At 37.3% G+C, this 23,122-nt stretch carries 22 protein-coding genes and 1 riboswitch; of the genes, 7 read left to right on the forward strand and 15 right to left on the reverse strand.

Annotation, left to right across the window (positions count from 1 at the left end):
- Nucleotides 1–104: 104 nt before the first annotated feature.
- Nucleotides 105–320: a YozE family protein gene (locus LZP85_RS12615; RefSeq protein WP_025910018.1), complete on the reverse strand. Its 216-nt coding sequence runs from the start codon at nucleotides 318–320 to the stop codon at nucleotides 105–107.
- 381 nt (nucleotides 321–701) lie between these two features.
- Here LZP85_RS12615 and LZP85_RS12620 point away from each other — a divergent pair, with 381 nt between their 5' ends.
- Complete coding sequence (locus LZP85_RS12620; protein WP_119542814.1) at nucleotides 702–1,739, forward strand: acyltransferase family protein; 1,038 nt, start codon at nucleotides 702–704, stop codon at nucleotides 1,737–1,739.
- 128 nt (nucleotides 1,740–1,867) lie between these two features.
- A complete protein-coding gene (gene dat, locus LZP85_RS12625; protein ID WP_025910016.1) occupies nucleotides 1,868–2,716 on the forward strand; it encodes a D-amino-acid transaminase in 849 nt (282 codons plus the stop codon).
- Between the two features lie 68 nt (nucleotides 2,717–2,784).
- Here dat and LZP85_RS12630 read toward each other — a convergent pair.
- From LZP85_RS12630 to LZP85_RS12670, 9 genes are all read right to left on the reverse strand, one after another.
- Nucleotides 2,785–3,935 (reverse strand): IS3 family transposase gene (locus tag LZP85_RS12630; protein ID WP_163071374.1). Its coding sequence is split into 2 segments (ribosomal slippage): nucleotides 2,785–3,662 and nucleotides 3,662–3,935, totalling 1,152 coding nucleotides; the frame shifts between segments, so codons are not numbered across the junction.
- 113 nt (nucleotides 3,936–4,048) lie between these two features.
- The gene (locus tag LZP85_RS12635) at nucleotides 4,049–4,324 is read right to left on the reverse strand and encodes a YokU family protein (RefSeq protein WP_025910015.1); all 276 of its coding nucleotides are present in this window, start codon (nucleotides 4,322–4,324) and stop codon (nucleotides 4,049–4,051) included.
- A 16-nt stretch (nucleotides 4,325–4,340) separates the two neighbouring features.
- Nucleotides 4,341–5,744, reverse strand: a complete 1,404-nt coding sequence (gene kamA, locus LZP85_RS12640) for a lysine 2,3-aminomutase (protein WP_100347041.1) — start codon at nucleotides 5,742–5,744, stop codon at nucleotides 4,341–4,343.
- Nucleotides 5,745–5,836: 92 nt separating this feature from the next.
- Complete coding sequence (ablB, locus tag LZP85_RS12645) at nucleotides 5,837–6,673, reverse strand: putative beta-lysine N-acetyltransferase (RefSeq protein ID WP_035320758.1); 837 nt, start codon at nucleotides 6,671–6,673, stop codon at nucleotides 5,837–5,839.
- A gap of 27 nt (nucleotides 6,674–6,700) precedes the next feature.
- Nucleotides 6,701–7,969 carry a peptidase gene (locus tag LZP85_RS12650; RefSeq protein ID WP_119542815.1) on the reverse strand — a complete coding sequence of 423 codons (1,269 nt, stop codon included), beginning with the start codon at nucleotides 7,967–7,969 and terminating at the stop codon, nucleotides 6,701–6,703.
- Nucleotides 7,970–7,981: 12 nt separating this feature from the next.
- Nucleotides 7,982–8,644 (reverse strand): 3-oxoacid CoA-transferase subunit B, encoded by a 663-nt coding sequence (locus tag LZP85_RS12655; RefSeq protein WP_025910011.1) that lies wholly within the window; start codon nucleotides 8,642–8,644, stop codon nucleotides 7,982–7,984.
- Complete coding sequence (locus LZP85_RS12660; RefSeq protein WP_226639022.1) at nucleotides 8,629–9,330, reverse strand: CoA transferase subunit A; 702 nt, start codon at nucleotides 9,328–9,330, stop codon at nucleotides 8,629–8,631. Before LZP85_RS12660 ends, LZP85_RS12655 begins: the two co-directional genes overlap by 16 nt.
- Nucleotides 9,323–10,687 (reverse strand): aspartate aminotransferase family protein, encoded by a 1,365-nt coding sequence (locus LZP85_RS12665; RefSeq protein ID WP_076512735.1) that lies wholly within the window; start codon nucleotides 10,685–10,687, stop codon nucleotides 9,323–9,325. The genes LZP85_RS12660 and LZP85_RS12665 overlap by 8 nt, the downstream gene beginning before the upstream one ends.
- A gap of 201 nt (nucleotides 10,688–10,888) precedes the next feature.
- Nucleotides 10,889–12,115 carry a dicarboxylate/amino acid:cation symporter gene (locus LZP85_RS12670; protein WP_025910008.1) on the reverse strand — a complete coding sequence of 409 codons (1,227 nt, stop codon included), beginning with the start codon at nucleotides 12,113–12,115 and terminating at the stop codon, nucleotides 10,889–10,891.
- A gap of 213 nt (nucleotides 12,116–12,328) precedes the next feature.
- Nucleotides 12,329–12,483: riboswitch (cyclic di-AMP (ydaO/yuaA leader) on the reverse strand.
- Between the two features lie 571 nt (nucleotides 12,484–13,054).
- Between LZP85_RS12670 and LZP85_RS12675 the strand changes: the two genes are divergently transcribed.
- The 4 genes from LZP85_RS12675 to LZP85_RS12690 all read left to right on the forward strand — a co-directional run bounded on the left by LZP85_RS12675 (nucleotide 13,055) and on the right by LZP85_RS12690 (nucleotide 17,540).
- Nucleotides 13,055–13,756: a response regulator transcription factor gene (locus LZP85_RS12675; protein ID WP_025910007.1), complete on the forward strand. Its 702-nt coding sequence runs from the start codon at nucleotides 13,055–13,057 to the stop codon at nucleotides 13,754–13,756.
- Nucleotides 13,753–14,754 (forward strand): sensor histidine kinase, encoded by a 1,002-nt coding sequence (locus LZP85_RS12680; RefSeq protein ID WP_119542817.1) that lies wholly within the window; start codon nucleotides 13,753–13,755, stop codon nucleotides 14,752–14,754. Before LZP85_RS12675 ends, LZP85_RS12680 begins: the two co-directional genes overlap by 4 nt.
- 130 nt (nucleotides 14,755–14,884) lie before the next feature.
- On the forward strand, nucleotides 14,885–15,655 hold the full coding sequence (locus LZP85_RS12685) for an ABC transporter ATP-binding protein (protein ID WP_061785109.1): 771 nt from the start codon (nucleotides 14,885–14,887) through the stop codon (nucleotides 15,653–15,655).
- Nucleotides 15,630–17,540 (forward strand): ABC transporter permease, encoded by a 1,911-nt coding sequence (locus tag LZP85_RS12690; RefSeq protein ID WP_119542818.1) that lies wholly within the window; start codon nucleotides 15,630–15,632, stop codon nucleotides 17,538–17,540. Before LZP85_RS12685 ends, LZP85_RS12690 begins: the two co-directional genes overlap by 26 nt.
- Before the next feature lie 33 nt (nucleotides 17,541–17,573).
- On the opposite strand, the gene LZP85_RS12695 is transcribed toward LZP85_RS12690, so the two are convergent.
- From LZP85_RS12695 to LZP85_RS12710, 4 genes are all read right to left on the reverse strand, one after another.
- Nucleotides 17,574–19,043 carry an NAD(P)/FAD-dependent oxidoreductase gene (locus LZP85_RS12695; RefSeq protein ID WP_206782486.1) on the reverse strand — a complete coding sequence of 490 codons (1,470 nt, stop codon included), beginning with the start codon at nucleotides 19,041–19,043 and terminating at the stop codon, nucleotides 17,574–17,576.
- 198 nt (nucleotides 19,044–19,241) lie between these two features.
- The gene (locus LZP85_RS12700) at nucleotides 19,242–20,639 is read right to left on the reverse strand and encodes an ATP-binding protein (RefSeq protein ID WP_119542820.1); all 1,398 of its coding nucleotides are present in this window, start codon (nucleotides 20,637–20,639) and stop codon (nucleotides 19,242–19,244) included.
- 158 nt (nucleotides 20,640–20,797) lie between these two features.
- Nucleotides 20,798–20,938 carry a YjcZ family sporulation protein gene (locus LZP85_RS12705; protein WP_119542821.1) on the reverse strand — a complete coding sequence of 47 codons (141 nt, stop codon included), beginning with the start codon at nucleotides 20,936–20,938 and terminating at the stop codon, nucleotides 20,798–20,800.
- 87 nt (nucleotides 20,939–21,025) lie between these two features.
- Nucleotides 21,026–21,436: a hypothetical protein gene (locus LZP85_RS12710; protein ID WP_119542822.1), complete on the reverse strand. Its 411-nt coding sequence runs from the start codon at nucleotides 21,434–21,436 to the stop codon at nucleotides 21,026–21,028.
- Nucleotides 21,437–21,738: 302 nt separating this feature from the next.
- Here LZP85_RS12710 and LZP85_RS12715 point away from each other — a divergent pair, with 302 nt between their 5' ends.
- Nucleotides 21,739–22,494, forward strand: a complete 756-nt coding sequence (locus LZP85_RS12715) for a DUF4397 domain-containing protein (protein WP_119542823.1) — start codon at nucleotides 21,739–21,741, stop codon at nucleotides 22,492–22,494.
- 45 nt (nucleotides 22,495–22,539) lie between these two features.
- Here the strand turns inward: LZP85_RS12715 and LZP85_RS12720 are convergent, their stop codons facing one another.
- Nucleotides 22,540–23,112: a YpmS family protein gene (locus LZP85_RS12720; protein WP_119542824.1), complete on the reverse strand. Its 573-nt coding sequence runs from the start codon at nucleotides 23,110–23,112 to the stop codon at nucleotides 22,540–22,542.
- Between the last annotated feature and the right edge of the window lie 10 nt (nucleotides 23,113–23,122).

Genomic DNA, 23,122 nt, shown 5'->3' on the forward strand with positions numbered 1-23,122 from the left:
GGGAAGTATAACATCACCTCAATCAAGCCTGAAATACGCTGATTTTCACAAAAAAACAAAGGGCCTCTACACGCAGCGTATAGAGGCCCTTTGTTTTAAACACCTTACTGATTCATTTCATATAGCTCCCATGCCTCATCAAAAACAGACATGCTCATCGTATAATCACCGTTTAATTCGAGATAGGAGCTGATCTCATTGTAATCATCTGCCGTTTTAGGAAAGCTATGGTCTTCATACACAAATCGTGCTAACTGTCCTATTAGATCATTTTTTGGATTTAACCTAAATTTCATCATGTAGTGATAAAATGACTTCATACGTTGTTCCCCCTGTATTTTATGCGTTGTTTACTCACGTTTTATTTGCTATAAGACTACCATTTAAACAGTCTCTTGTGAATGACGTCGAATCCTGACCTAGACACATGAGAAACATTACATTATGGTTACAGATTTATGTTCTAGTTGCATTGTATAGTAAAGAAGACAAGTTGTCATATCAAGCATTTTGTTTTTCACTTTAAGTGAATGTGACAAAAACGATGCACAAATGTAACAAAAACGCTGTTTCGACAGTTTTTATAGTAAAAATATAAATTGCAAATTTTTCACTTTCATGATTTAATTTGCTACTGAAAGCACAATAAAAAATTGCTGAAGCACGTTTAAATCAGCAAAGAATAAGGAAAGATGAATACTATGAGTACACGAAATGCTTATTTTGATAACGCTAAATTTGTATTAATTTTTTTAGTTGTATTTGGGCATATGATTTCACCTTATCGTACAGATAGCGAAGGTATGTTATCCATTTATCACTTTATCTTTATTTTCCACATGCCAGTATTTATCTTACTAGCTGGTTATTTTTCAAAAAACTTTCATAAAAAAGGATATTACAAAAAAATCTTTACCAAAGTGGCTATCCCTTACTTAGCATTTCAAACCATCTACACTTTTTACTATAGTGCCCTTTATACGAATGAAACGTACACACTACAGTATTTAGTACCGCGATGGGCAATGTGGTTCTTACTTAGCTTAATCTTTTGGAAATTAATGCTGCCATTTTTCGCAAAGTTCCCAATGTGGATCAGCATGACAGCTTCTATTCTACTAGGTGTTGGAATTGGTTTTGTTAACATTGATGGATTTGAAAAAATACTAAGTATTAGCCGCATGTTTGTGTTCTTCCCATTCTTTTTGATGGGGTATTACTTGTCACAGAGAGAAGAACCATTTAAAAATCTTTTAACAGCTAAAAATCGAGTCATTGCTTCCACTATCTTAGTTGTAACACTAGCAGCAAGTTATTACTTTTTAAATGAAACCGTTTATACGGACATGCTTTATGGTACAAACACATACAATAGCGTAGGCGAATTTTTAATGCGCTTGTCTCACTATGCCATTGCGTTTATTGTATCTTTTGCATTTATGGCCTTAATTCCAACCCGTCCTTTTGCTTTAACTAGCATCGGACAGCGTTCGCTTTATGTCTACCTTTTACATGGATTTGTTTTAAAGTGGTTTTTCACTACCGAATTTGCCAAAAGTTTAGATGCTAGCTTTTGGAGCATTATGGTTTTAACAGCCATGTCTATTTTAGTAACGCTTCTATTAGGTAGTCGTATTGTTGATTGGATCATTACTGGTACGAAACTATTCATTCAGTTCATTACGCCAAAGAAGGCAATTGAAAAATTCTCATTAGCCATTAAACGAACGTTCCCATAAACAAGAAAAAATCTCACCTTCTAGCAAGAGGTGAGATTTTTGTCTATATGACTCAAATACTTTCTAATTTCATTTTACTGAATTTTGTGGTAACGTTTCACTATAAGAGAAAGAAGGAGTGTATAGAAATGGAACTTGGTTACTATGATGGACAATTTCGAGATATTAACGAAAAAGTAATTCCTATTGATGAACGCGGACATCAATTTGGCGATGGTGTATATGAATTCATTCGCGTATACAAGGGAACACCTCTAGCACTTTCTCAACATTTAGATCGTCTTGAGCGAAGCGCAAAAGCGTTATTAATTGAGCTGCCGTTTAGCAGAACTGATTTGGAGAAAATAATTGAAGAAGGAATACAAAAGTCTACGTTGGAAGAAGCAGATATTTACATGCAGGTAACGCGTGGAATTTCTCCTCGTAATCATTTATTTCCAGATACCAAAGCAGAGCTATCTATGACGATTAGACACCCGCGTCAAATGCCTGATGAGGCTTACGAAAAAGGTATTTCCACTTTACTTTTAGAAGATGAGCGCTGGGCAAACTGCTACATTAAATCATTAAACTTACTTCCAAATATCCTTGCAAAGCAAGCAGCTGCCTCTAAAGGATGCAAAGAAGCCATCCTTGTAAAAGACGGATACATAACGGAAGGTTCTAGCAGCAATGTTTTCGTCATCAAGGATCAAATTTTATATACAACTCCAGCCACAAAACAAATTTTATGTGGCATTACTCGAACCAATGTCCTTGCTTGCGCAAAAGAAGAAGGCATTCAAGTACGAGAACAGCATATGACAATTGATTTTATTAAACAAGCTGATGAAGCGTTTGTCACGAGTACATCCATTGGTATTTTACCGATCGCACGTATTGATGAGCAGCATTTGTCATCAACACGTCCCATTATTGATAAATTAACCAATGCGTATCAAATATTTCGAGAACAGCAAGTACACATACAAAGCTAATAAAAAATAAAGAGCCCTTATTTGAAAGGGACTGACCCCTGTTTTTGAGACAGGAATCAAAACACCTTTTAAACAACCCGTTTTCTGTATTGTACAGGAGACTGGTTGTTTAATTTTGTTTGAATACGGGCATGGTTATAATACGTAATATAGCTTTTGACGGTTTGCTCTATGATGGTAGTCGTAGTGTATGTCAACTCGTCAAGGTAGAACGTTTCAGACTTTAGTGAGGAATGAAACGATTCAATTGAGGCATTATCTGCAGGCGTCCCTTTTCGGGACATACTCATGATAATGCCTTTCTCTTTAATTGTTTGTTGATAAGCATACGATGTGTACACAGAGCCTTGATCACTATGCAACGTGCACCCTTCCGGTAGAGAAGGGAGTTGGTTAAGCGTGTCTAAAACAAACGCGACATTTTGACAATCACCTATGGAATACGCAATAATCTCTCCGTTAAATAAATCTTGAATACTTGAAAGATACAATGGTTTCGGCCCAAAAGGCAAGTACGTAATATCAGTCACGAGCTTTTGAAGAGGGCGTTCAGCTCGAAAGTCACGTTTTAATACATTCTCTGCAACCTGATAAGGTTGCCCTGTTCGCTGCCGTTTCTTCCGTTTAACGCGACATTGCCAACCGTATTTCTGCATGGTACGCTGCACAAACTTGTGGTTAATCTTCATGGTTCGCTTGAGTACAGCTGTGATCTTCCGATAGCCATATCGAAACTTGTGTGCACGACATTGTTCACCCACTTGCTGTTCCATCCATTTCTTTCGTGTATCCTGTTGACTATGCTGCTTCCAACGGTAGTAAGTGGACCGAGGAATACCAAGATGGAAACAGATTTGATAAATAGGGATTTGTTCTTTTAACTCTTCCACTAGGTTCACTGCGATTTCTGGTACCACTTCCTTTCCAATTCCTTGTACTTTTTTAAAATCTCGATTTGTTGCTTTAATTGTCGGTTCTCAGTCTTTAACTTAGCTGTCTCGTTTTCAAAATCAGGACCTTTTCCATAGGCATATTGCTTGCCTACTGGCTGTTCCAACCGGTGTACATCCCCATTTTGATACCACTTCATCCATGTTTTTAATTGAGTAGGATTCCGAATGTTTAGTTGTGATAATACTTCTTTTACAGGTACACCGGCTAACCTCATTTCAATCGCTTTTAACTTTATTTCGACTGGATAACTGACTCTTGTTCCCATAGAAAAAACACCTCCAAGTGATTGTTAGGTACTACATACCCAGTTTTCAACTTAAAGGTGTTTTTTATTTGTCTCACTTTATGGGGTCAGTCCCGAAAAATAAGGGCTCTTTATTAAAATTTAAAGTAATTACGCTTTAACAAACGCGGTGTTGCTAGTAACTCTTTATAGGAAATAACCTTTGGCAACAGTTTTGTATCTACAAGCAGCAGCTGTGTTTCTATTTCTTCAATCACTTCTTCTTCTTGATAATACATTCCACAGGCAGAACATTTAATACAAGGTACATCTGTGATTTCAATTCCTCTTGTTCCATCTGGAAGTTCCCAAAAAGCGGTATGAACGCTTTTTTCTCCAGCGCTTTCGCCGCACCATGCGCATTCTACCATCATTGTATTTGCCTCCTCAAGATGAAGTGGAATCTTTTTCTTTTTGTGCTTGCGCTTGAAACTTTTTCTCCTTTAACTCGTCGCGCTTTTCACGCTTATTTTTTAGGGTCGCATGTGCTGTATCTGCTTCATACGACTTACGCCTGTTTACTCTCCCTAAACCTTCTGGAATAAGCGTTGAGTTTGTTTCATTCATCAACCCTGCTACTCCAATGGAAGATTCCTTTTGCTTCGCGTCTGGATAAATTGAATAAAAATAGTCATCCGCTCGGTTAGGGACATAGTTTTCCGGTTCTGGATAAGTCGTAATGACCCCTTCAAAATTTCGAAGTACAACCTTACCAGCACTTTGACTAATTAAATAGTTTGGTTGAATAGCAATCTTACCGCCTCCACCAGGAGCATCTACTACAAAGGTAGGTACAGCATAGCCAGACGTATGTCCTCTTAGCCCTTCAATAATTTCAAGGCCTTTTGATACAGGTGCTCTAAAGTGACCGATTCCTTCTGATAAATCGCATTGATAAATATAATAAGGCCTGACACGGATTTTCACTAAATCATGCATTAACTTCTTCATAATTGGTACGCTATCGTTAATGCCAGATAAGATAACTGCTTGGTTGCCCACAGGCACTCCAGCATCTACAAGCATTTCACATGCTTTTTTCGTTTCTTCTGTAATTTCAATTGATGTATTAAAGTGAGTATTGAGCCAGACTGGATGGTACTTTTTTAAAATGGAGCATAAATTTTCTGTAATACGTTGCGGAAAAACAACCGGTGCCCTTGTGCCAATACGAATGATTTCAACATGGGGAATAGCGCGTAAATTTTTTAAGATATATTCCAAAATTTGATCATTAATTAGCAGTCCATCGCCACCAGATATTAGAACATCTCGCACTTCTTTTGTTTGAGCAATATATTCAATTGCCATATCCAGTTGTTTTTTAGGAACACCCATTCCAATTTGTCCTGAGAATCGTCTTCGAGTACAATAACGACAGTACATCGAGCACTGATTAGTAACAAGAAATAAAACTCGGTCCGGATAACGATGTGTAAGTCCAGGTACAGGTGAATCTTCATCTTCTTCTAAAGGATCTTCTAAATCATATCTCGTTTTATGCATTTCTTGGCCAATTGGCACAGACTGCATGCGGATTGGACATCGCGGGTCATCTGGGTTCATTAGCCAAGCGTAGTAAGGTGTAATATTTAATGGAATCGTTTTGGTTGCAATTCGAACACCCTCTTCTTCTTCGGGTGTTAAATGAATGACCTTTTTTAAATCCTCAAGCGTTCGAATCGTATTGGTTAATTGCCAAATCCAATCGTTCCACTTCTCTTCCGGTACATCTTTCCAAAGTTCGATGTCTTTCCAATGACGTGACGGCTTATATAAGTCATGTAACACAAAAACTCCTCCCTTAATTACAATTTAGACTGTGCTACTACTTTATATGTGAACGCCTAGTAAATGGTTATATTTTATGTGACTTTCTTATCCTAAGACTCACTTGTTAAGGTTGATAAATCCTTTGACCATACATTCATATTTTCTAGCGCCGTGGAAATCAAACAATTGTTAATAAGTCTCCCACTGTACGCATAGCCAAGCTGATGAAAAGCTGCGTTCACCCCAAATGAAAGCGCTCTAGCTATTGTATATACACAATAAACATACTTCTTTTTCAATTCTCTCTCTATTTCAACCATCAAATGCTTCATTAAGCCAAGCGAGCGATGAGATGGAAGGGTGGCACAATCTGTTAATTCTGCATTATTATAAAGCGTATTAATTTCTGCAGCAGCTGCGCTTACAATTTTTTCTTCATATTCAACAATAAAGAAAGGTGTTCCGTCTTCTAACATGCTTTGAACGTAGACTAGATCATGTAAGGGAGATGGATAAATAGTAAATACTGTTTTATATAATGTTACTAGCTGTTTGGCGTCACTCTTTATAGCTTTCCTTAATTTGTAAGGTGACAACAATGTTTCTGGGCACTTTAGCGGTAATAACTGGACTTTTTGAAGTAGATTATTTTCTTTTGCATAATGATTGTGCACTTGTCGCTCTTGGCTTTCATAAAAAGTCATTAAGTAAGCAGTGCTTCCATTAAAATAAGATGGAATGGTGGCTTCCAAACGGTACCCATGTTGCAACCAGCTTTGAACTTGTTCGTAGCGAGACTTTATAATTACCTTTTCTAACTGGTGCTTATTCAGCTCTCTCTTTATATAGTAAATCATGCTAGAAATATTCCCTCGGTAATCCTCAATTCGAAGTCTTTTATTAAAAGAGTCTTGTATGCACAGCGCGCTGAAGTCCCGTCTATTCACTTCAATCAAATTGCTTCCCCTCCTTTATCAGTCGGCAATTTCACACCAATCAATAATAGTAAGAGCAATAATTTCAGTGGCTTTTATAACAGATTCAATAGAAATATATTCGTTTGGAAAGTGAGCAACTTCCGTAACTCCTGGACCAAAAACAACTGTTGGAATCTTACCAACCTGAGATAAAATCCCTCCATCCGTTCCCCAAGGTGACGCTTCAATAGTAGGAGGGTGACTCATTGCTCGCTCATAGCTTTGAGAGAGAGATGAAATAAGGGGGTGCTGTGTATCTAACTCATTTGGCAGCCAATGCGCTCCAAACCACTCTAAATCCACAGGGTGAAAATCAAACCAAGAATCTTGCACGCTAATTTTTTTCAACCATTCTTCTACTTCTTCCTTCACATCCTTCATCTTTTCATGAGGTGCTACCCCAATTCTCCCTTCAATTATCACCTCATCTGCAACTGAAGACGGCCACGATCCGCCTTTTATCGTACCTATGTTAATTGGCACAGGGATGGGCGTATTTTTGTACAACGGATCAACAATGCGAGCATTGCGATTTTTCTCTAGCTGCTGGAGATGCTCAATAAGAAGCATTGCTTTCTCAATTGCACTCACTCCTTCATATCTTGTACCTCCGTGAGCAGATCGACCATGTATGGTTAAACGAAACCACATCGAACCTTGTTGCTTAGAGAAGATTTTCATGCTTGTAGGCTCAGGAATGATTGCTCCATCTGCTTTATACCCCCTTAACACACAGGCAAGCGTACCCGCTCCTCCACTTTCTTCTTCAATTACACTTTGAAAGATAACGTCACCTTTTAATAAAACACCGAGCTCTTGTAACGCTTGAATAGCAAAAAGAAGAGCTACATTTCCTCCTTTCATATCTGTACTTCCTCGTCCATATACGTTACCGTCTCTTACCATTCCACTATATGGTTCGTCTCTCCAGTGTGCTAAATCTCCTGCTGGTACCACGTCAATATGACCGTTTAATAGAATAGATTTCCCTCCTCCTCTTCCTTTTAAGGTACCTACTACATTAGGACTATCTTGAAAGTTAGTTCGAGTAGAGACAAATGCTTCATTTTTACGCAGTTCTTTAATATCCGGTTCCCATATGTCAATGGCTAACTGAAGCTGTCTTAGCTTTTCAATCACAATCGCCTGAACATATTTTTCATCTCTTTGGACGCTTGCTTCCTGTACAAAACGTTGCAACAACCGAACTATTTCATATTTATGTTCCGTCAACCAGCTCTGAATTTCCCCTTGCCAATTTGTCATATCTCAACCTCCTTAGGGAATTATTTTGATGCTATCGCTCAGCTCTACTGTTGCATCAGTTGCTTGCAGCACATCTTCCACAGTATAAGGAGACATTACTTCTATTAAAAGCAAGTGATTTTTCTCTATTTTTAAGACAGCTCGGTCCGTAATGATTAAATCCACGCAGCGCTTAGCAGTAAGAGGTAAAGAGCACGTTTTCACAAGCTTTGGTTCACCATTTTTATTGGTATGATTCATTAGCACAACAACTTTCTTAACCTTTTGCGCTAATTCCATCGCTCCTCCCATACCAGGTACTCGCTTTCCTGGTACAATCCAATTTGCCAAATCCCCTTGTTCACTGACTTCTAGCGCTCCTAGAATAGTCATATCAACGTATCCTTTTCGAATCATTCCAAAAGCAATTGCACTATCACAATAGGAAGACCCTGAAAGCGTAGTAATAGGATAACCCGCTGCATTGCAAGCATTTTCATCTTCTTGCCCTTCCAATGGAGAAGGACCGATTCCAACAATTCCATTTTCCGCATGAAACATAACCGCTATCGCCGAAGGAACATAGTTTGGAATAAGCGATGGAATTCCAATACCTAGATTTACAATCATTCCATTTTCAATTTCCTGAGCAGCTCTCTTAGCAATTCGATGACGATTATCTATTCCCAAACCCATTTCCAATTCACCCCTTTTGACTGTACAATATAGTTTACAAATACACCTGGAGTCACAATTGAATCAGGATTAAGTTCACCTAATGGGACAATTTCTTCTACTTCAGCAATCGTTACTTTTCCAGCCATAGCTACAAGCGGATTCGTATTACGAGCGCTTTTATCATACAGCAAGTTTCCAAATTCATCTGCTTTCTTAGCGTAAACAATCGATACATCTGCTTCTAACGGCGTCTCAACTAAAAACGTTTTGCCTGATAGAGTGATCATTTGCTTTCCCACACAAATTACGTCAGTTTCAATCCCCACATCAATTAATACCCCACCGATGCCCACTCCGGCTGCTCGAATTCTCTCAACAAGCGTTCCTTGAGGAGAAAATTCTACTTCTAGTATTCCATCGTTCATCTGTTTACCAGCAACCGGATTCGAACCAATGTGCGAAGCAATGAGCTTTTTAATTCGCTGTTCACATACAAGCTTTCCTACACCAATGGTTGGGAAACCTGCATCATTACAAATAAGCGTTAACCCGTTAACATCACTTTTTAAAATTTCTTCAATTACAGTAGGAGCTGTACCTACCCCTCCAAACCCTCCAAACATGATTGTCATATCATTTTGAACATAGCTCATAACATCTGTGCTTTTAATCATTTTATGAAACCTATTTTGAAGATTATTCATTTTTCTCTTCCTCTCCCCCCAGTTCTTTTTCAATCTCAACCATCGTCACAGTTAATAATCCCACCAGCTCATCAATTTCGTGTGACGTAATAGTATATGGAGGTGAAATAATAATTCCGTCTCCTTCTACTCCATCTTCTCCAGCTTGAGATGGGTATAATAAAAGGCCTTTATCTTGAGCTTTTTGAATAACCCTAGACGTTAATTCAAACGATGAAGGAAATGAAGCTTTAGAATTCAGGTTTTGAACAAGCTCTAATCCTAGCAATAACCCTTTCCCTCGTATATCTCCGATAATGTTTACTTGCTGTTGCAAGCTCTTAAGCTTCGCATATAAATATGCTCCCTTACTCTCCACTGCTTCTATTAAAGAATGATTCTGTATATAATCCAGCACGGCCAACGCAACGGCTGAAGAAAGCGGATTTGCACTTAATGTATGCCCACTCATAATGAGATTAGATCCATTTAATACGGGCGCTAGTACGCTTTTAGTAGCAACTGTTGCTGCAATTGGAGTATATCCAGCACTTAAACCTTTACCAAGAGTCAAAAGATCCGGCTTGGCTTTCCAATGTTCATAAGCAAAAACTTTTCCTGTACGCCCCATCCCCGTCATTACTTCATCTACAATCCATAAAACATCATATTTATCGCAAATCTCTCGAATTCGCTCGTAATATCCATCAGGTGGCGTTATAGCTGCTCCAGCTGCTCCAATGATAGGCTCCGTAATAAAAGCAGCAATTTGCTCGCTTCCTGTACGCTTAATGACTCTTTCGAGTTCGTTTGCGCACGCTAAATCACAGGATGGATACGTTTTTTCAAATGGACATCGATAGCAATAAGGTGGTGAAACAGAAGGGTATTCTTCTAGTAAAGGTACAAATCTTTTTCTTCTACCCGCATGCCCTGACATGGACAAAGCACCAATCGTAATGCCGTGATAACTCATCCATCTTGATAATACTTTTATTTTTTGAGGCTTCCCTTTTTCCTGCCAATGCTGAATAGCCATTTTCATTGCGGTTTCTGTTGCTTCTGTCCCGCTATTAACAAAAAACACAAACTGAAAATGATGATTGCTCAGTTCACAGAGCCGTGCTGCTAAGCTTTCAGCAGGTTCACTTGTAAACTGAGAGCGATAGACAAACGCAACTTTTTTTGCTTGGTCATTCATTTTATCAATAATCTCTTGAACACCATGTCCAACGTTTGCCGTCACGGCACCAGATGATCCATCTAAATATTTTTTGCCTTCCACGTCATACAAATAAACTCCCGTTCCGTGAGAAATCGTAGGATACCAAGCGTTTAACAGTGGTTTGATCAAGTTCGATAAAGACTTATCATTCATCGCGATTCCTCCTTGTCAGCAGACTTCTATTAGATTCTATGCCATATGGACACTGTTTTTGCTAAGTAAAAAGGATTGTTTTCACTAAAACAGAAAAAGGCTCACTCCTTACGTTTAAACGTAAAGAGTGAGCCTTTTTATCGTATCAAAAATCCTTTGTTTGTCATTCTCCAGTCATCCCCTACTGGTTAATGCATTACATTAAGCTCCTGCTTTTTCAGCTCTTCTTGCTTCAGACTCGGCAACAATTACTGCACACGCAGCATCCCCTGTAATGTTAACCGATGTACGAATCATATCAAGCAAGCGGTCAATACCGATGATTAATGCGATACCTTCTACTGGTAAGCCAACTGCTGAAAGTACCATCGCTAACATGATAAGTCCAACACCTGGAACACCCGCTGTTCCAATACTTGCAAGAACTGCTGTTACAACAACTGTAATTAGTGCACTGAATGATAAATCTACTCCGTACACCTGAGCGATGAAAACAGTTGCTACCCCTTGCATAATTGCTGTTCCATCCATGTTAATTGTTGCACCTAATGGCTGAACAAAACTACTGATGGATTCCGGTACACGAAGATTTTTCTGAGCTACGTTCATTGCAATTGGCAACGTCGCATTACTGCTTGATGTACTAAAACCAACAGTCATAGCTGGTGCAAAGCCTTTAAAGAACTCAATTGGGTTGCGCTTTGCTAACAGCGCTATAGATCCACCGTACGTTAAGATAGCGTGAACAAATAGCGCAAGCACAACTACTGACATGTAAAGCCCCATTGCTTTAATCGCTCCCCATCCTTGGCTACCAACCGCAGTTGCGATTAAACCAAACGTACCGTATGGAGCAAACTTCATCACTAAGTTTACAAGGTACATCATAAGCTCATTACCTTGATCGATAATGTTATATAGTCCTTTTGCTTTATTACCTAACATCGTAATTCCAAATCCAATAAAGATTGAGAATACGATAATTTGAAGCATGTTTCCTTCAGTCATTGCTAGAACTGGGTTAGTAGGAATCATGTTTAGTAATGTTTCACCTACAGGAGGTGCTTCTTGTGCTTCAAAGGAAGCATTTGCTGTGTCGAATGTTCCAACTGTGCCTGGCTTAATAATAAATGCTAAGATAATAGCAATTGTAATAGCAATTGTTGTCGTAATTAAAAAGTAACCAATTGTTTTACCGCCGATGCGGCCAAGTTTCTTCGGATCTCCCAAACCTGCAACGCCAAGTACAATTGAGAAAAAGACAATCGGTACAACAAGCATCTTAATAAGATTTAAAAAGATTTGCCCAAGCGGCGTAAATAAATATTTATCTAGTGTTGTAAACGTCCCTGGTGAAAACGTATTTAACAAGACACCTACAACAGCACCAATAATTAGTGCAATGATAATCTTTGTTGATAGTTTCATTGATGAACCCCCTCATATAAACAAATTATATTATTAATTTAATAACTACCAAGATTAACAGGTTGAATATTCCAAAAAGAATAACTACTTTTAATTTATATTATTTTTGAAATTTTCAGAATAGAACGAGCTCCAGCTGCTTTTTTTTAAAATCATCGAAAAAAGTGTACAAAAAAAACCATGAGAGCCCTCTCTGGTTTTCAAACCTTCCATGTACTCTCCCACAAAATGCTGACGAGGTTAGCTGTCGGATTCGGGTATGTGAGTTACCCTACTTAACTATTAAGTTAAGATTCACCCCTAGTGCTTGTCTGCACAAATTTGGGTCCCCCGCTTTCTTTCAATCTGAAATTAAGCAACTGTTATTTTGATGTAATAGTTTTAAACTGCAATAACTTACTTCTTTATTAAAATTCATTTCCTATCACTTTGTCAAGATAATATACAAAAAAAATTCAAAATACTGTCGTTTTTTTTATTTTCATGTCACATTTTCTCACATTTTATGTATATTTTATATTCGTATTTATGTTCGTTATAAACTAAACTATTCTTTACCAAACGACATTCCAACTTAAAATAGCACCTCATACCAATAACAACTAACAAATTGTATAGTAATACTAAACACATAAAGAAGAAATCCATTTTATAACATTTAAAACAAAATAATTAATATTCATTAAATATTATTTTTATACAATAATTGTAAGCATTATCATTTTTATATTCATATTTTATACTGGTTTAATGTATATCTGTAAATCTTTTTTTCTGAATTTCACCATAATTAAGTTTAGCTAATTTAAACTTTACTTTTTTGGCGAGCAATTTCATAAATTACATTTTTTTCTAAAATCCATTTCAATCTCCCCTCTCTTTTTGATAAACTATAAAGAACAATATATTGATTTTTATCTATAGAGGAGAGCCCTAACCATGTTTACCGTCTTAATTGTAGAAGATGATCAAAAAATTGCTTCTTTATTAAAAGAACATCTTGAAAAATATAATTTACTCGTACATATCGTTACGTCATTTACAGATGTACTTGATGATTTTCAAAAGCACCACCCTAACCTTGTCTTATTGGATGTGAATTTACCAAAATATGATGGCTTTTATTGGTGCAGACAAATCCGTACTCTTTCCACTTGCCCTATCATTTTCATCTCAGCACGCGATGGAAAAATGGACCAAGTGATGGCGTTAGAAAGTGGAGCAGATGATTATTTAACCAAGCCTTTTGACTACGATGTCGCGATTGCCAAGGTAAATAGCCAACTACGACGCGCATACGGGTCCTATGCACCTACTAACCAGGAGCGAATTGTAGAGCACGCCGGCTTAACTTTATATCCTGAAAGGTTACTATTACGCTACCAAAGCAAAGAAGTTGAGCTTAGCCAAACAGAAAGCAAGCTCATTGAAACATTGTTAGATAAAGCAGAAAGAGTTGTTAGCAGAGATCGATTACTCGAAAAAATTTGGGACGACCAGCTTTTTGTTGATGATAATACTCTAAATGTCTACATGACGCGTACGCGTAAAAAACTAGGGGATGTTGGTATCGAAAAAGCGATTGAAACAATTAGAGGTACAGGCTATATGCTGCGGATTCAAGAGGAAAATAAAGCATGAAGCTGTTTTTTAAAGAACATCTTCCTCTTACATTTTTTTATCTTATCCAATTGGGTTTAGTATGTACGATTTTTGCGTTAGATGGTTTTCGAGACATTTTTACTGTTCTTTATGCTATTTTAATCAGCACCGTTATCTACATCACTTATTTATGCTATCGCTACTATACAAACAAAACATTTTATAAACACCTGTCAAATCCCTTACATAAGTCAGAAGACAGCATATTGTCTGAGGAGGAGTCCCCGCTTTCAGAAGCGTTAAAAGAACTGCTGGAGAGTCAATTTCGAAGCTTTCATAATGAAATGTATCACTATCAAAATAAGCTTAATCAACATATTACATTTATGAATCAGTGGGTTCATCAAATGAAAACTCCTGTATCTGTTATTCACCTTATGATTCAAAATGAAGATGAACCTATCTTTATGAGCATTCAAGATGAAATGGATCGAATTCAAAAAGGATTAGAGACTGTATTATATACATCGAGATTGAATGATTTCACTCATGATTTTCAAGCGGAAAGTGTTTCTCTACATAAAGTTGTAACTAGCCTTATTTCGAGTTATAAACGCTTTTTTATTCGAAACCGCGTATTTCCAACAGTTAACGTTCCGCCCCAGTACATCGTCGCTTCTGATGAAAAGTGGATTCACTTTGCCTGTTCACAGCTTATTACTAATGCCGTCCGCTATTCTGCTGGAATTAATCAAAGCATCACCATTTCAGCATTTGAAAGAGGTAGACAGGTTATATTAGAAGTAAAAGATCAAGGAATAGGTATTCCATCACAAGACCTAAAGCGGGTGTTCGATCCCTATTTCACTGGAGAAAACGGTCGGAAATATCAAGAATCTACAGGGATGGGGCTCTATCTCGTAAAAGAAATTTGTAAACAGCTCCACCATCAGATAGAGCTTGAATCAAAAGAAGGACAAGGAACTACCATACGCTTAATTTTTCAACAAAATATCGCTCGTACCCAAGAAGGCTAATATATAGATTAGCCTTCTCTTGCTTTCTTACAAAAGTGTAAGATTCCTGTAAGCTTAGTACATGGCACGTTAGATCAAATTTCAATAAGATAGGGCTATAAAGAAAAAACATTTACAAAGGAGTTTGACTATGCCTATTTTACAAGTCAATAACTTAACAAAAGTATATGAAGGAAACGTTTCTTACAAAGCCTTAGAAGGCGTTAACTTTTCAATTGAAAAAGGAGAATTTGTTGGCATTATGGGGCCGTCCGGAAGCGGGAAAACAACCCTGCTCAATATGGTTTCTACCATTGATTCACCGACGGCTGGAGAAGTAATCATTAACAACCGCAATCCTCATCAACTTAAGAAAAAAGAGATTGCACTTTTTAGACGCCGCGAGCTCGGTTTTGTCTTCCAATACTTTAATTTATTAGATACATTAACTGTTGAAGAAAATATTATTTTACCGCTTGCTTTAGACAAAGTAAAAAGCTCCGAAATGGCCAAGAGAGTAGCTGCTATTACTAGTAAACTCGGCATTGAACATATCTTAAAAAAGCGCACGTACGAAATTTCAGGCGGACAAATGCAACGAGCCGCCATTGCCCGAGCAATTATCCACCATCCACAGCTTATCTTGGCTGATGAGCCAACTGGAAACTTAGATTCCAAAGCATCTAAAGATGTGATGGAAACCCTGCAGCATTTAAATGAACAAGAACGCGCAACGATGATGATGGTTACTCATGATGCGCACGCAGCTAGCTATTGCAATCGCGTAATTTTCATTAAAGATGGACAGCTTTATAACGAAATTTACCGCGGAAATAATCGTCAAGCTTTTTATCAGCAAATTATTGATATGCTATCAGTTTTAGGAGGAGACGCACATGAGCTTTCGACAACTCGCATTTAAAAACGTGATGCGTAATAAGCGTACGTATGCAGCTTACTTTTTAAGCAGCGCCTTTTCTGTAGCCGTTTTTTTTCTTTATGCAATGTTTATTTTTCATCCTGGGGTCACAGAAGGTGTAACAAAAGAAATGGCAAAAAAGGGCATGACGGCGGCTGAATATATTATCTATGTATTTTCGTTTTTCTTCGTCCTGTATTCTGTCAGCGCATTTTTAAAGTCTCGCAAGCGTGAATTTGGAATTTTTATTATGCATGGAATGTCTAAACGTCAGCTAAACACCATGATTTTTTTAGAAAACATGATCATTGGTTTTTCAGCCATCATTACGGGAATTCTTGTTGGAATGCTTCTCGGCAAGCTCTACTTAATGGTTGGATCTTACGTTATTGGCATGGAAAAACCCCTTTCGTTTTTAGTTCCTTGGGAAGCACTCGCCTTAACAATAGCTGCATTTACCGTTTTATTTCTTGTTATTTCATTTTTCACAAGCTTTTTTGTACGCACAAACAAACTGTTAGATTTGTTTCAGTCTACATCAAAACCAAAGCCTGAACCTAAAACCTCTATTATTTTATCATTACTGGCTGCTGGTTTATTAATTGGCGGCTATTACTTAGCGTGGACAGCAAACATGTATAATATTGGCTATCGCTTTTTTATCGTTATCCTTATGACGATTGTGGGAACTTATTTTTTCTATACGCAGCTAAGTGTTTTCTTATTAAAAATGTTCAAGAAAAACAAGCGCTTTTACTGGAATCATACTCGTCTTATTACCATTTCAGATTTAGCTTACAGAATGAAAGATAACGCTCGTATGTTTTTCATGGTAACAATCGTATCAACCGTTGCTTTTTGTGCAATTGGAACCTTATCGGCGATGGGAGGCTCAAAAAAGCTATTCGACGAACGTGCTCAAATTCCCGTTGTCTATCAATCATCGGATCAAAACCCGAACGAAAAAGCACAGGTACAAGCCATTCGAGATGATTTTAATAAAAACGACTTATCGTATAATGAAATCAAAGTAACGTTAATCGAACAAACAGGAAAAGAAACGAATAAAAAAGTTGAGCTTATCTCCTTGTCTGATTATAATGCGATGGCTATTGCAGCTCGTGAAAAACCACTTAAGTTAAAAGAAAATGAAGGTCATTATGTCAGCACAGTCACTTATAATACGTTTTTAGATGAAAAGATGAAACCCATTACTTTAAGTGAAAGCAATCTAACATTCAACGTAGCAAAAATTATTGATGCACCTTACTTTTCTTCTGGAATGATCGGCTATGATTTGTACGTCATTCCAAATGAGCTTTATAAACAAATTAAAAACCCTACGTCAACAACTCACTATTACGGATTTGTAACTAAAGATTGGGTCGAAACAAAAGACATTGGCTTAAGTTTATATAACGGAGAAGACGGCATTTATACTGGGAATTATACGAGTGATCCAGCTTTCTATTTCTCATCAGCTGGATATGATTACAATATGATGATGGAAATGTATCGCACTGCTCTTTTCGTGGCACTTTTAGTCGGCTGTGTCTTCTTCATTGCAGCAGGAAGCTTTTTATACTTCCGTTTGTATACAGACCTTGACTATGATAAGCGCCAGTATCAAATGATTGCAAAAGTTGGTTTAACTAAGTCTGAGCTCAATAAAATTATTACGCCTCAGCTTGTTTTATTATTTTTTGTTCCCATTCTTGTAGCGTTTGTACACAGCGTGTTTGCGTTTAAAGCTCTTCAAGGCTTATTTGAATTCTCAGTTGTTAAGGAAACTGCAGTCGTTCTGCTTGGATTTGGAGCTGTTCAGGTAGTGTATTTCTTATTCATTCGCTTCCGTTATTTAAAACATATTAAAAAAGCTATTATGTAAATAAAAAAAGCGGACCTATGCGTCCGCTTTTTCTTATACCATTGCTGGCTGTTCTTTTCTTTTTTCATCTTTTAATTTCTCAACAATATCTCGTGCCACCCATACGCCACAAGCACTTGCCTGAGCTAATCCTCGCGTGATGCCGGCTCCGTCTCCTCCAACATATAAGCCTGAAATCTCTGTTTCAAAGCGATCCGTTAGTTTTGGACGTGCAGAGTAAAACTTCGCTTCTACTCCGTAAAAAAGCGTGTGTTCAGAAGCTAAGCCTGGCGTTACATGATCTAATGCTTCCGTCATTTCAATTAGACTCTTCATTGTGTTGTAAGGAAGAACAAGCCCAAGATCTCCTGGGACTGCTTCTTTTAACGTTGGCTCTAAGAAACCTTCTTTAATACGAGCTGGTGTGGAGCGACGACCTTTTAGAATATCACCGTACTTCTGTACAACTAATCCCCCATTTGATAGCATATTTGCTAACCTTGATACTTCATGTGCATATTCATTTGGTTGATCAAACGGTTCTGAGAATTTATGAGATACAAGCAGCGCAAAGTTCGTATTCTTACTTCCAAGCTTCGGGTCTTTATAAGCGTGGCCGTTTGCAAGCATGATTCCAGAATGATTCTCAACAACTACATGTCCTGAGGGGTTGCTACAGAACGTTCTTACTCGCGTACCAACTGATGTATTATAAATGAATTTACCTTCGTATAGATGCTTATTAATCTCTTCCATTACGATATCTGAAGTCTCAACACGAACGCCAATATCAACTTGGTTGTTAATCATTTTTAATCGACGTTTTTTTAATAAGTCAGTCATCCATTTTGAACCATCTCGCCCTGGAGATACTACCACTTTATCAGCAGTTAGCATTTCCCCATTTTTAAGCTCAATTCCGCGTACAATGTGCTTCCCATCAATTTTCTCTGTAACAAAATCAGCAACTTCTGTTTTATACTGCATGTCGATGCGTTCTTTTAAATATTCATAAATGCTTTTCAAAATTTCTAAATTTTGTTCCGTCCCTAAGTGACGAACTTGCGCACGCAGTAGTTTTAAGCCTGCTGCGTAGCCCCGTTTTTCAATTTCACGTACTTTATCAGTTAACGGGTCTGTAATCGAATCTGTTGCCCCGTGCTTTAAGTTAATTTCATCTACGTATTTAATTAAATCTACCACCTGTGATTCAGGGAGATAATCCGTCATCCATCCCCCAAATTCACTTGTAATATTGAATTTCCCATCTGAATATGCGCCTGCTCCACCAAATCCATTGGTAATTGAACAAGCGGGCAAACAGCCTGCAAAATCTTTTTTATTATTCGCCGGCGGACATTTCACAATTTTTTTCTGAAGAATCGGACAATTCCTTCGGTAAATATCGTGTCCTTTATCAATTAACAACACTTTTGCTTCAGGTAGTTTTAGCGTTAATTCATAACAAGTAAAAATTCCAGCTGGGCCTGCTCCTACAACAATTACATCATAGTTTTGATTCATCAATACATTCCCCCGTTAACCTTTTTATTTTTCATCAACCGTTTTTTATTTATTATTCGGTTATCTTCTAGCCATTTGATACTATATCAGACAAAAACGCTTACGTCAACAATAAACACGAACGTTATAAAAAAATAAAAATATAACATTCGCCTTTTACGCACGAATAAAAAAACCAGCGAATAAATAGTACTGCTACTATACATTCACTGGCTCTTTTACATGCGGAATCGCAATTTCAACTTTTGTGCCCACTCCTATTTGACTTGTAAATGAAATATGCCCCTGATGTTGTTCAATAATTTGATAGCTAACCATTAGCCCTAAACCCGTTCCCGTTTGCTTTGTAGAATAGAACGGTTCTCCTAAACGAGCTAATGATTGTTCGTCTATTCCGCAACCCTGATCTTCAATTGTTACTACGCCATATCCATTTCGTTTTTCTGTTCTAACCGTTACCACGCCTTTATCCATCGATTCCAATGAATTTTGAATAAGATTTATGAATACTTGCTTTAATGCATTTTCTTCACAGAGAATTTCAATATCCCCTTCGAGAAAGCTTTTGATTTCACTATTCTTATAGTTTGCATGAGTAGTAAGCAATAACGTTACATGACTTAAAATTTGGTGAAGGCTCTTTTTCTTAAAAGGATGCTCACTTTTAGGTTTTGCTAACGTTAAAAATTCTTGGATAATTGATTCAACGCGATTCAGCTCTTCTAGCATAATATCATGATAGGATTTATTATATTGCTGAGATGCATTTAATAGCTGCACAAACCCTTTAACTGCAGTCAATGGATTTCTTATTTCATGCGCTACGCCCGCTGCTAGCTTGCTCACCATCATGAGTTTTTCAGATTTACTTGCCATTTCATCATACTTCTTCCGATCCGTTACATCACGAATAATATACTGAATAGCATCCTCGCCTTTAAATTTAATTTTCGTTGCGGAAGATTCAATACTCACAACTCCACGCTTAGTCAATAACTTCACTTCTGCACGAGGACGAATAGACATTCCTTTCATCAGCTGATTCATTCGTTTTTTAACGATTTCTAGATGTTCTGGATGAATAAAATGAAGCCAATATCGTCCTAGATAGTCCTCTTTTTTAGTTCCTCCAAGCATGCGCACACCAGCGGGGTTAATGTACTGAATCTTTCCTTCTTGGGTGACAATAAAAGCATCTTGACTCTGCTGTACAAACTGTTTGTACTGCTTCATTTTCCGAATAACTTCCTCTTGTTTTTCAAAACTAGAAGAAAATTCTTTCCACTGCACAACAAGAAGATGCGGCTGCTCTTTCATTCTCTGAATATGAATATGTATGGGTACTTGTTGGTTTATTTGCTTGTTTAACACAACCACTTCTTCTTCATGGCTATGAAGAGGAGCAATATCAGCTTTTTTAATTAAAAACTGACTAATATGCTGAAAAACATTGGAAGAAAGAAGTTGCTTTTTCTCCTTCTTAAATAGATGTGCACAAGCATCATTTAAAGCTTGAACTTCTCCATTAAGATCCATGATAAGCATGGGTGTTAACGACATTGAAAATAGCTGTTCATATAGCCTTTCTTGATCCATATGTTCACCTTCAGTTATTAGGATAGTAATTATAGTATAATATGGAAAAAGAACATTTGGCAAAATATTTTTATTTTTTTAAACAAAAATATTGTCTTACTCTCTACATAAATAGAGCTCTTTTCACCCCGAAGTATGAAAAGAGCTCTTTAAATAAACTAGCAGATGTAGCTGCATCCAATAATAACTAATAAAATAAACAGCACAAGAATTAATGCAAATGAATTTCCTGACCCACAGTGGTGGTGATACCCCCCAACCGGATATTGACATTGATCATAACAACCATAATTATACATAGCAATCTCTCCTCATTCGTGATATTCGTTTAGCACATTGTTACTTTATGTTTTGAAAATGCGATGTGTATGTGCGAATACCCATTTTCACTCTCCTTTTTTCGTCTGTAAGCTCTTTGTTCCAAGAAGAATAAAACAAAAAAGTGTTACAAATAAAAAAACGGCCCAGTGCTGCTTCATGATTGTAAGTAGGAAGCCTACATATGGAAGATGATAAGAATACACTCCCATTATGCTTTCATCGGGCAAGTGGTTATTCGCTTTCATTACTACTAATGCATCTTGTTGATTAACTAGTACAACTCCTTCGGTATCTATATCTTGTGATGACTGAAACACAACCACTGATCCACTAGGAATTCCTGGTCCATTTTCTTGCTGTAAGGTTACAGTAAATCCAAAGAGAGCCGGCAGTAAACTCGCGACAATGAGGGTGAAAACAACAGCATAACACACAAGTACATACCGAAAGACGGTGAACCACACGCTTCCTTTCATAATGCAGTCACCCCTTTTCGTAAATTAGTAACTAAAATGATAAGACAATGAAATGCAGTAATAGAAGAATGAACCCAAATCCAATGAGCATGATTTTGAGCATCTTCTCATAAAACAACTTCATCCTCTTCACCTCTTTTGCCTATAACCATTATTCATTAACGGTTATGCTTCATTCTATTCAATTAAAAGCAAGATGAAAGTTGGTCAATTGTTTTACAGCATAATTTATGAGTTTTAGCATATGTTTGGTTACGTATAGACATCTTTTTCCTACTCCGTAAAACAGAGGAGCTGAACGCATGGCTAATTATTCATTTGACCAATACATTAAAAAAGCAATGAAATATGATTTTTTATCAAACTACTATAAATATAGCGATCCTTCCCGTCACATTGCTTATTACGAAAAGCATTTATATTATGTGCAGCAAGCAATTTTAGCAGGTAAAAATGCACAAGGGTCACGAATAGCTAAACCAATGGCTAGAATTTTCCACGCTTCTCCCGATGCACCGTCCGTCGATATTTATTTAAATGGCCGACGTGTTATTAGAAATCTCACTTACAAACAAGAAACAGATTATTTACCGTTAGGGGACCCGGGTCGCTACACAATCTCAATTTATCCTGCTGGCCAAACCGAAAAACCTTTACTCACAAAGTCGTTTACGTTTGAAGGGAACCAAAAATATACGGTTGCTGCCGTAAATAATTTAAATGAGCTAGAATTACTTTTTATTTATGATGATAGTAAAGTTCCAGATGGCGAAACAAAAATGAGGTTTATTCATTTGTCTCCTGATGCACCAGCAGTTGATATTGCTGCTCGGGGTGGAGACGTGATCTTTTCTGACGTTACGTTTAAAGAAATTACTAAATATCTAGGATTATCTCCAATGTTTGTACAGCTTGATGTACGCATAGCAGGAACAGATGATGTTGTTTTATCTATCCCACCTCTCAGCCTGCGTCCAAACCGAGCTTATACCGTTTATGCTGTCGGCTACGCACAAGGAAATCCTGCATTAGAAGCCTTAATTTCACAAGATCGCTAACACAAAAAAGCTCTCAGTAATAAACTATTACTGAGAGCTTTTTTGCTATTCTTTCTTTGAAATTAACTTGACTCGTATATCATCATTTTCTAAGTCAAACTTCTCAACTTTCACATTAAAATCTGTTTGAAGCTCCATCTCTTGAAGAGCCACATATACAGACTCGCTCTTCGGATCAATTGTCACCCATTCAGGAAGGTTAAAATTATTATTAACATAGCGAAGTACTGTTTTTACCGGGAGCTGGATTTTCCCAATCGATAGTGTTTCTTGTTCAAGAACAATATCTCCATTATCTTGCACTTCAGGAGTAAAGGTCATTCGAATATCAATATCATCCCCAAAAACCTCGATGGTTCCGTCTAGCTGCACAACATCTGTTAGCGTGATATCGTAATTAAGAGGCTGATTATTAAGCTCTCTTTTTAAGTATTTATCAATAAGTATATTTAAATCTTCTTTTTTAGCTAAAATCGTTAGTTCAGCATCTCCCTCTATTTCACCAGACTTCAGCGGTGTTACTTCATCGGCCGGTTGAAAAATAAGACCAATGATTATAACCACTAAGAGAAGGTTAACGCTTAATAATCCAATAAATAACCATTTCCACTTCTTCATTTCATAAGCT

It is taken from the genome of Priestia flexa (genome assembly GCF_021441905.1).
GTDB lineage: Bacteria > Bacillota > Bacilli > Bacillales > Bacillaceae_H > Priestia > Priestia flexa.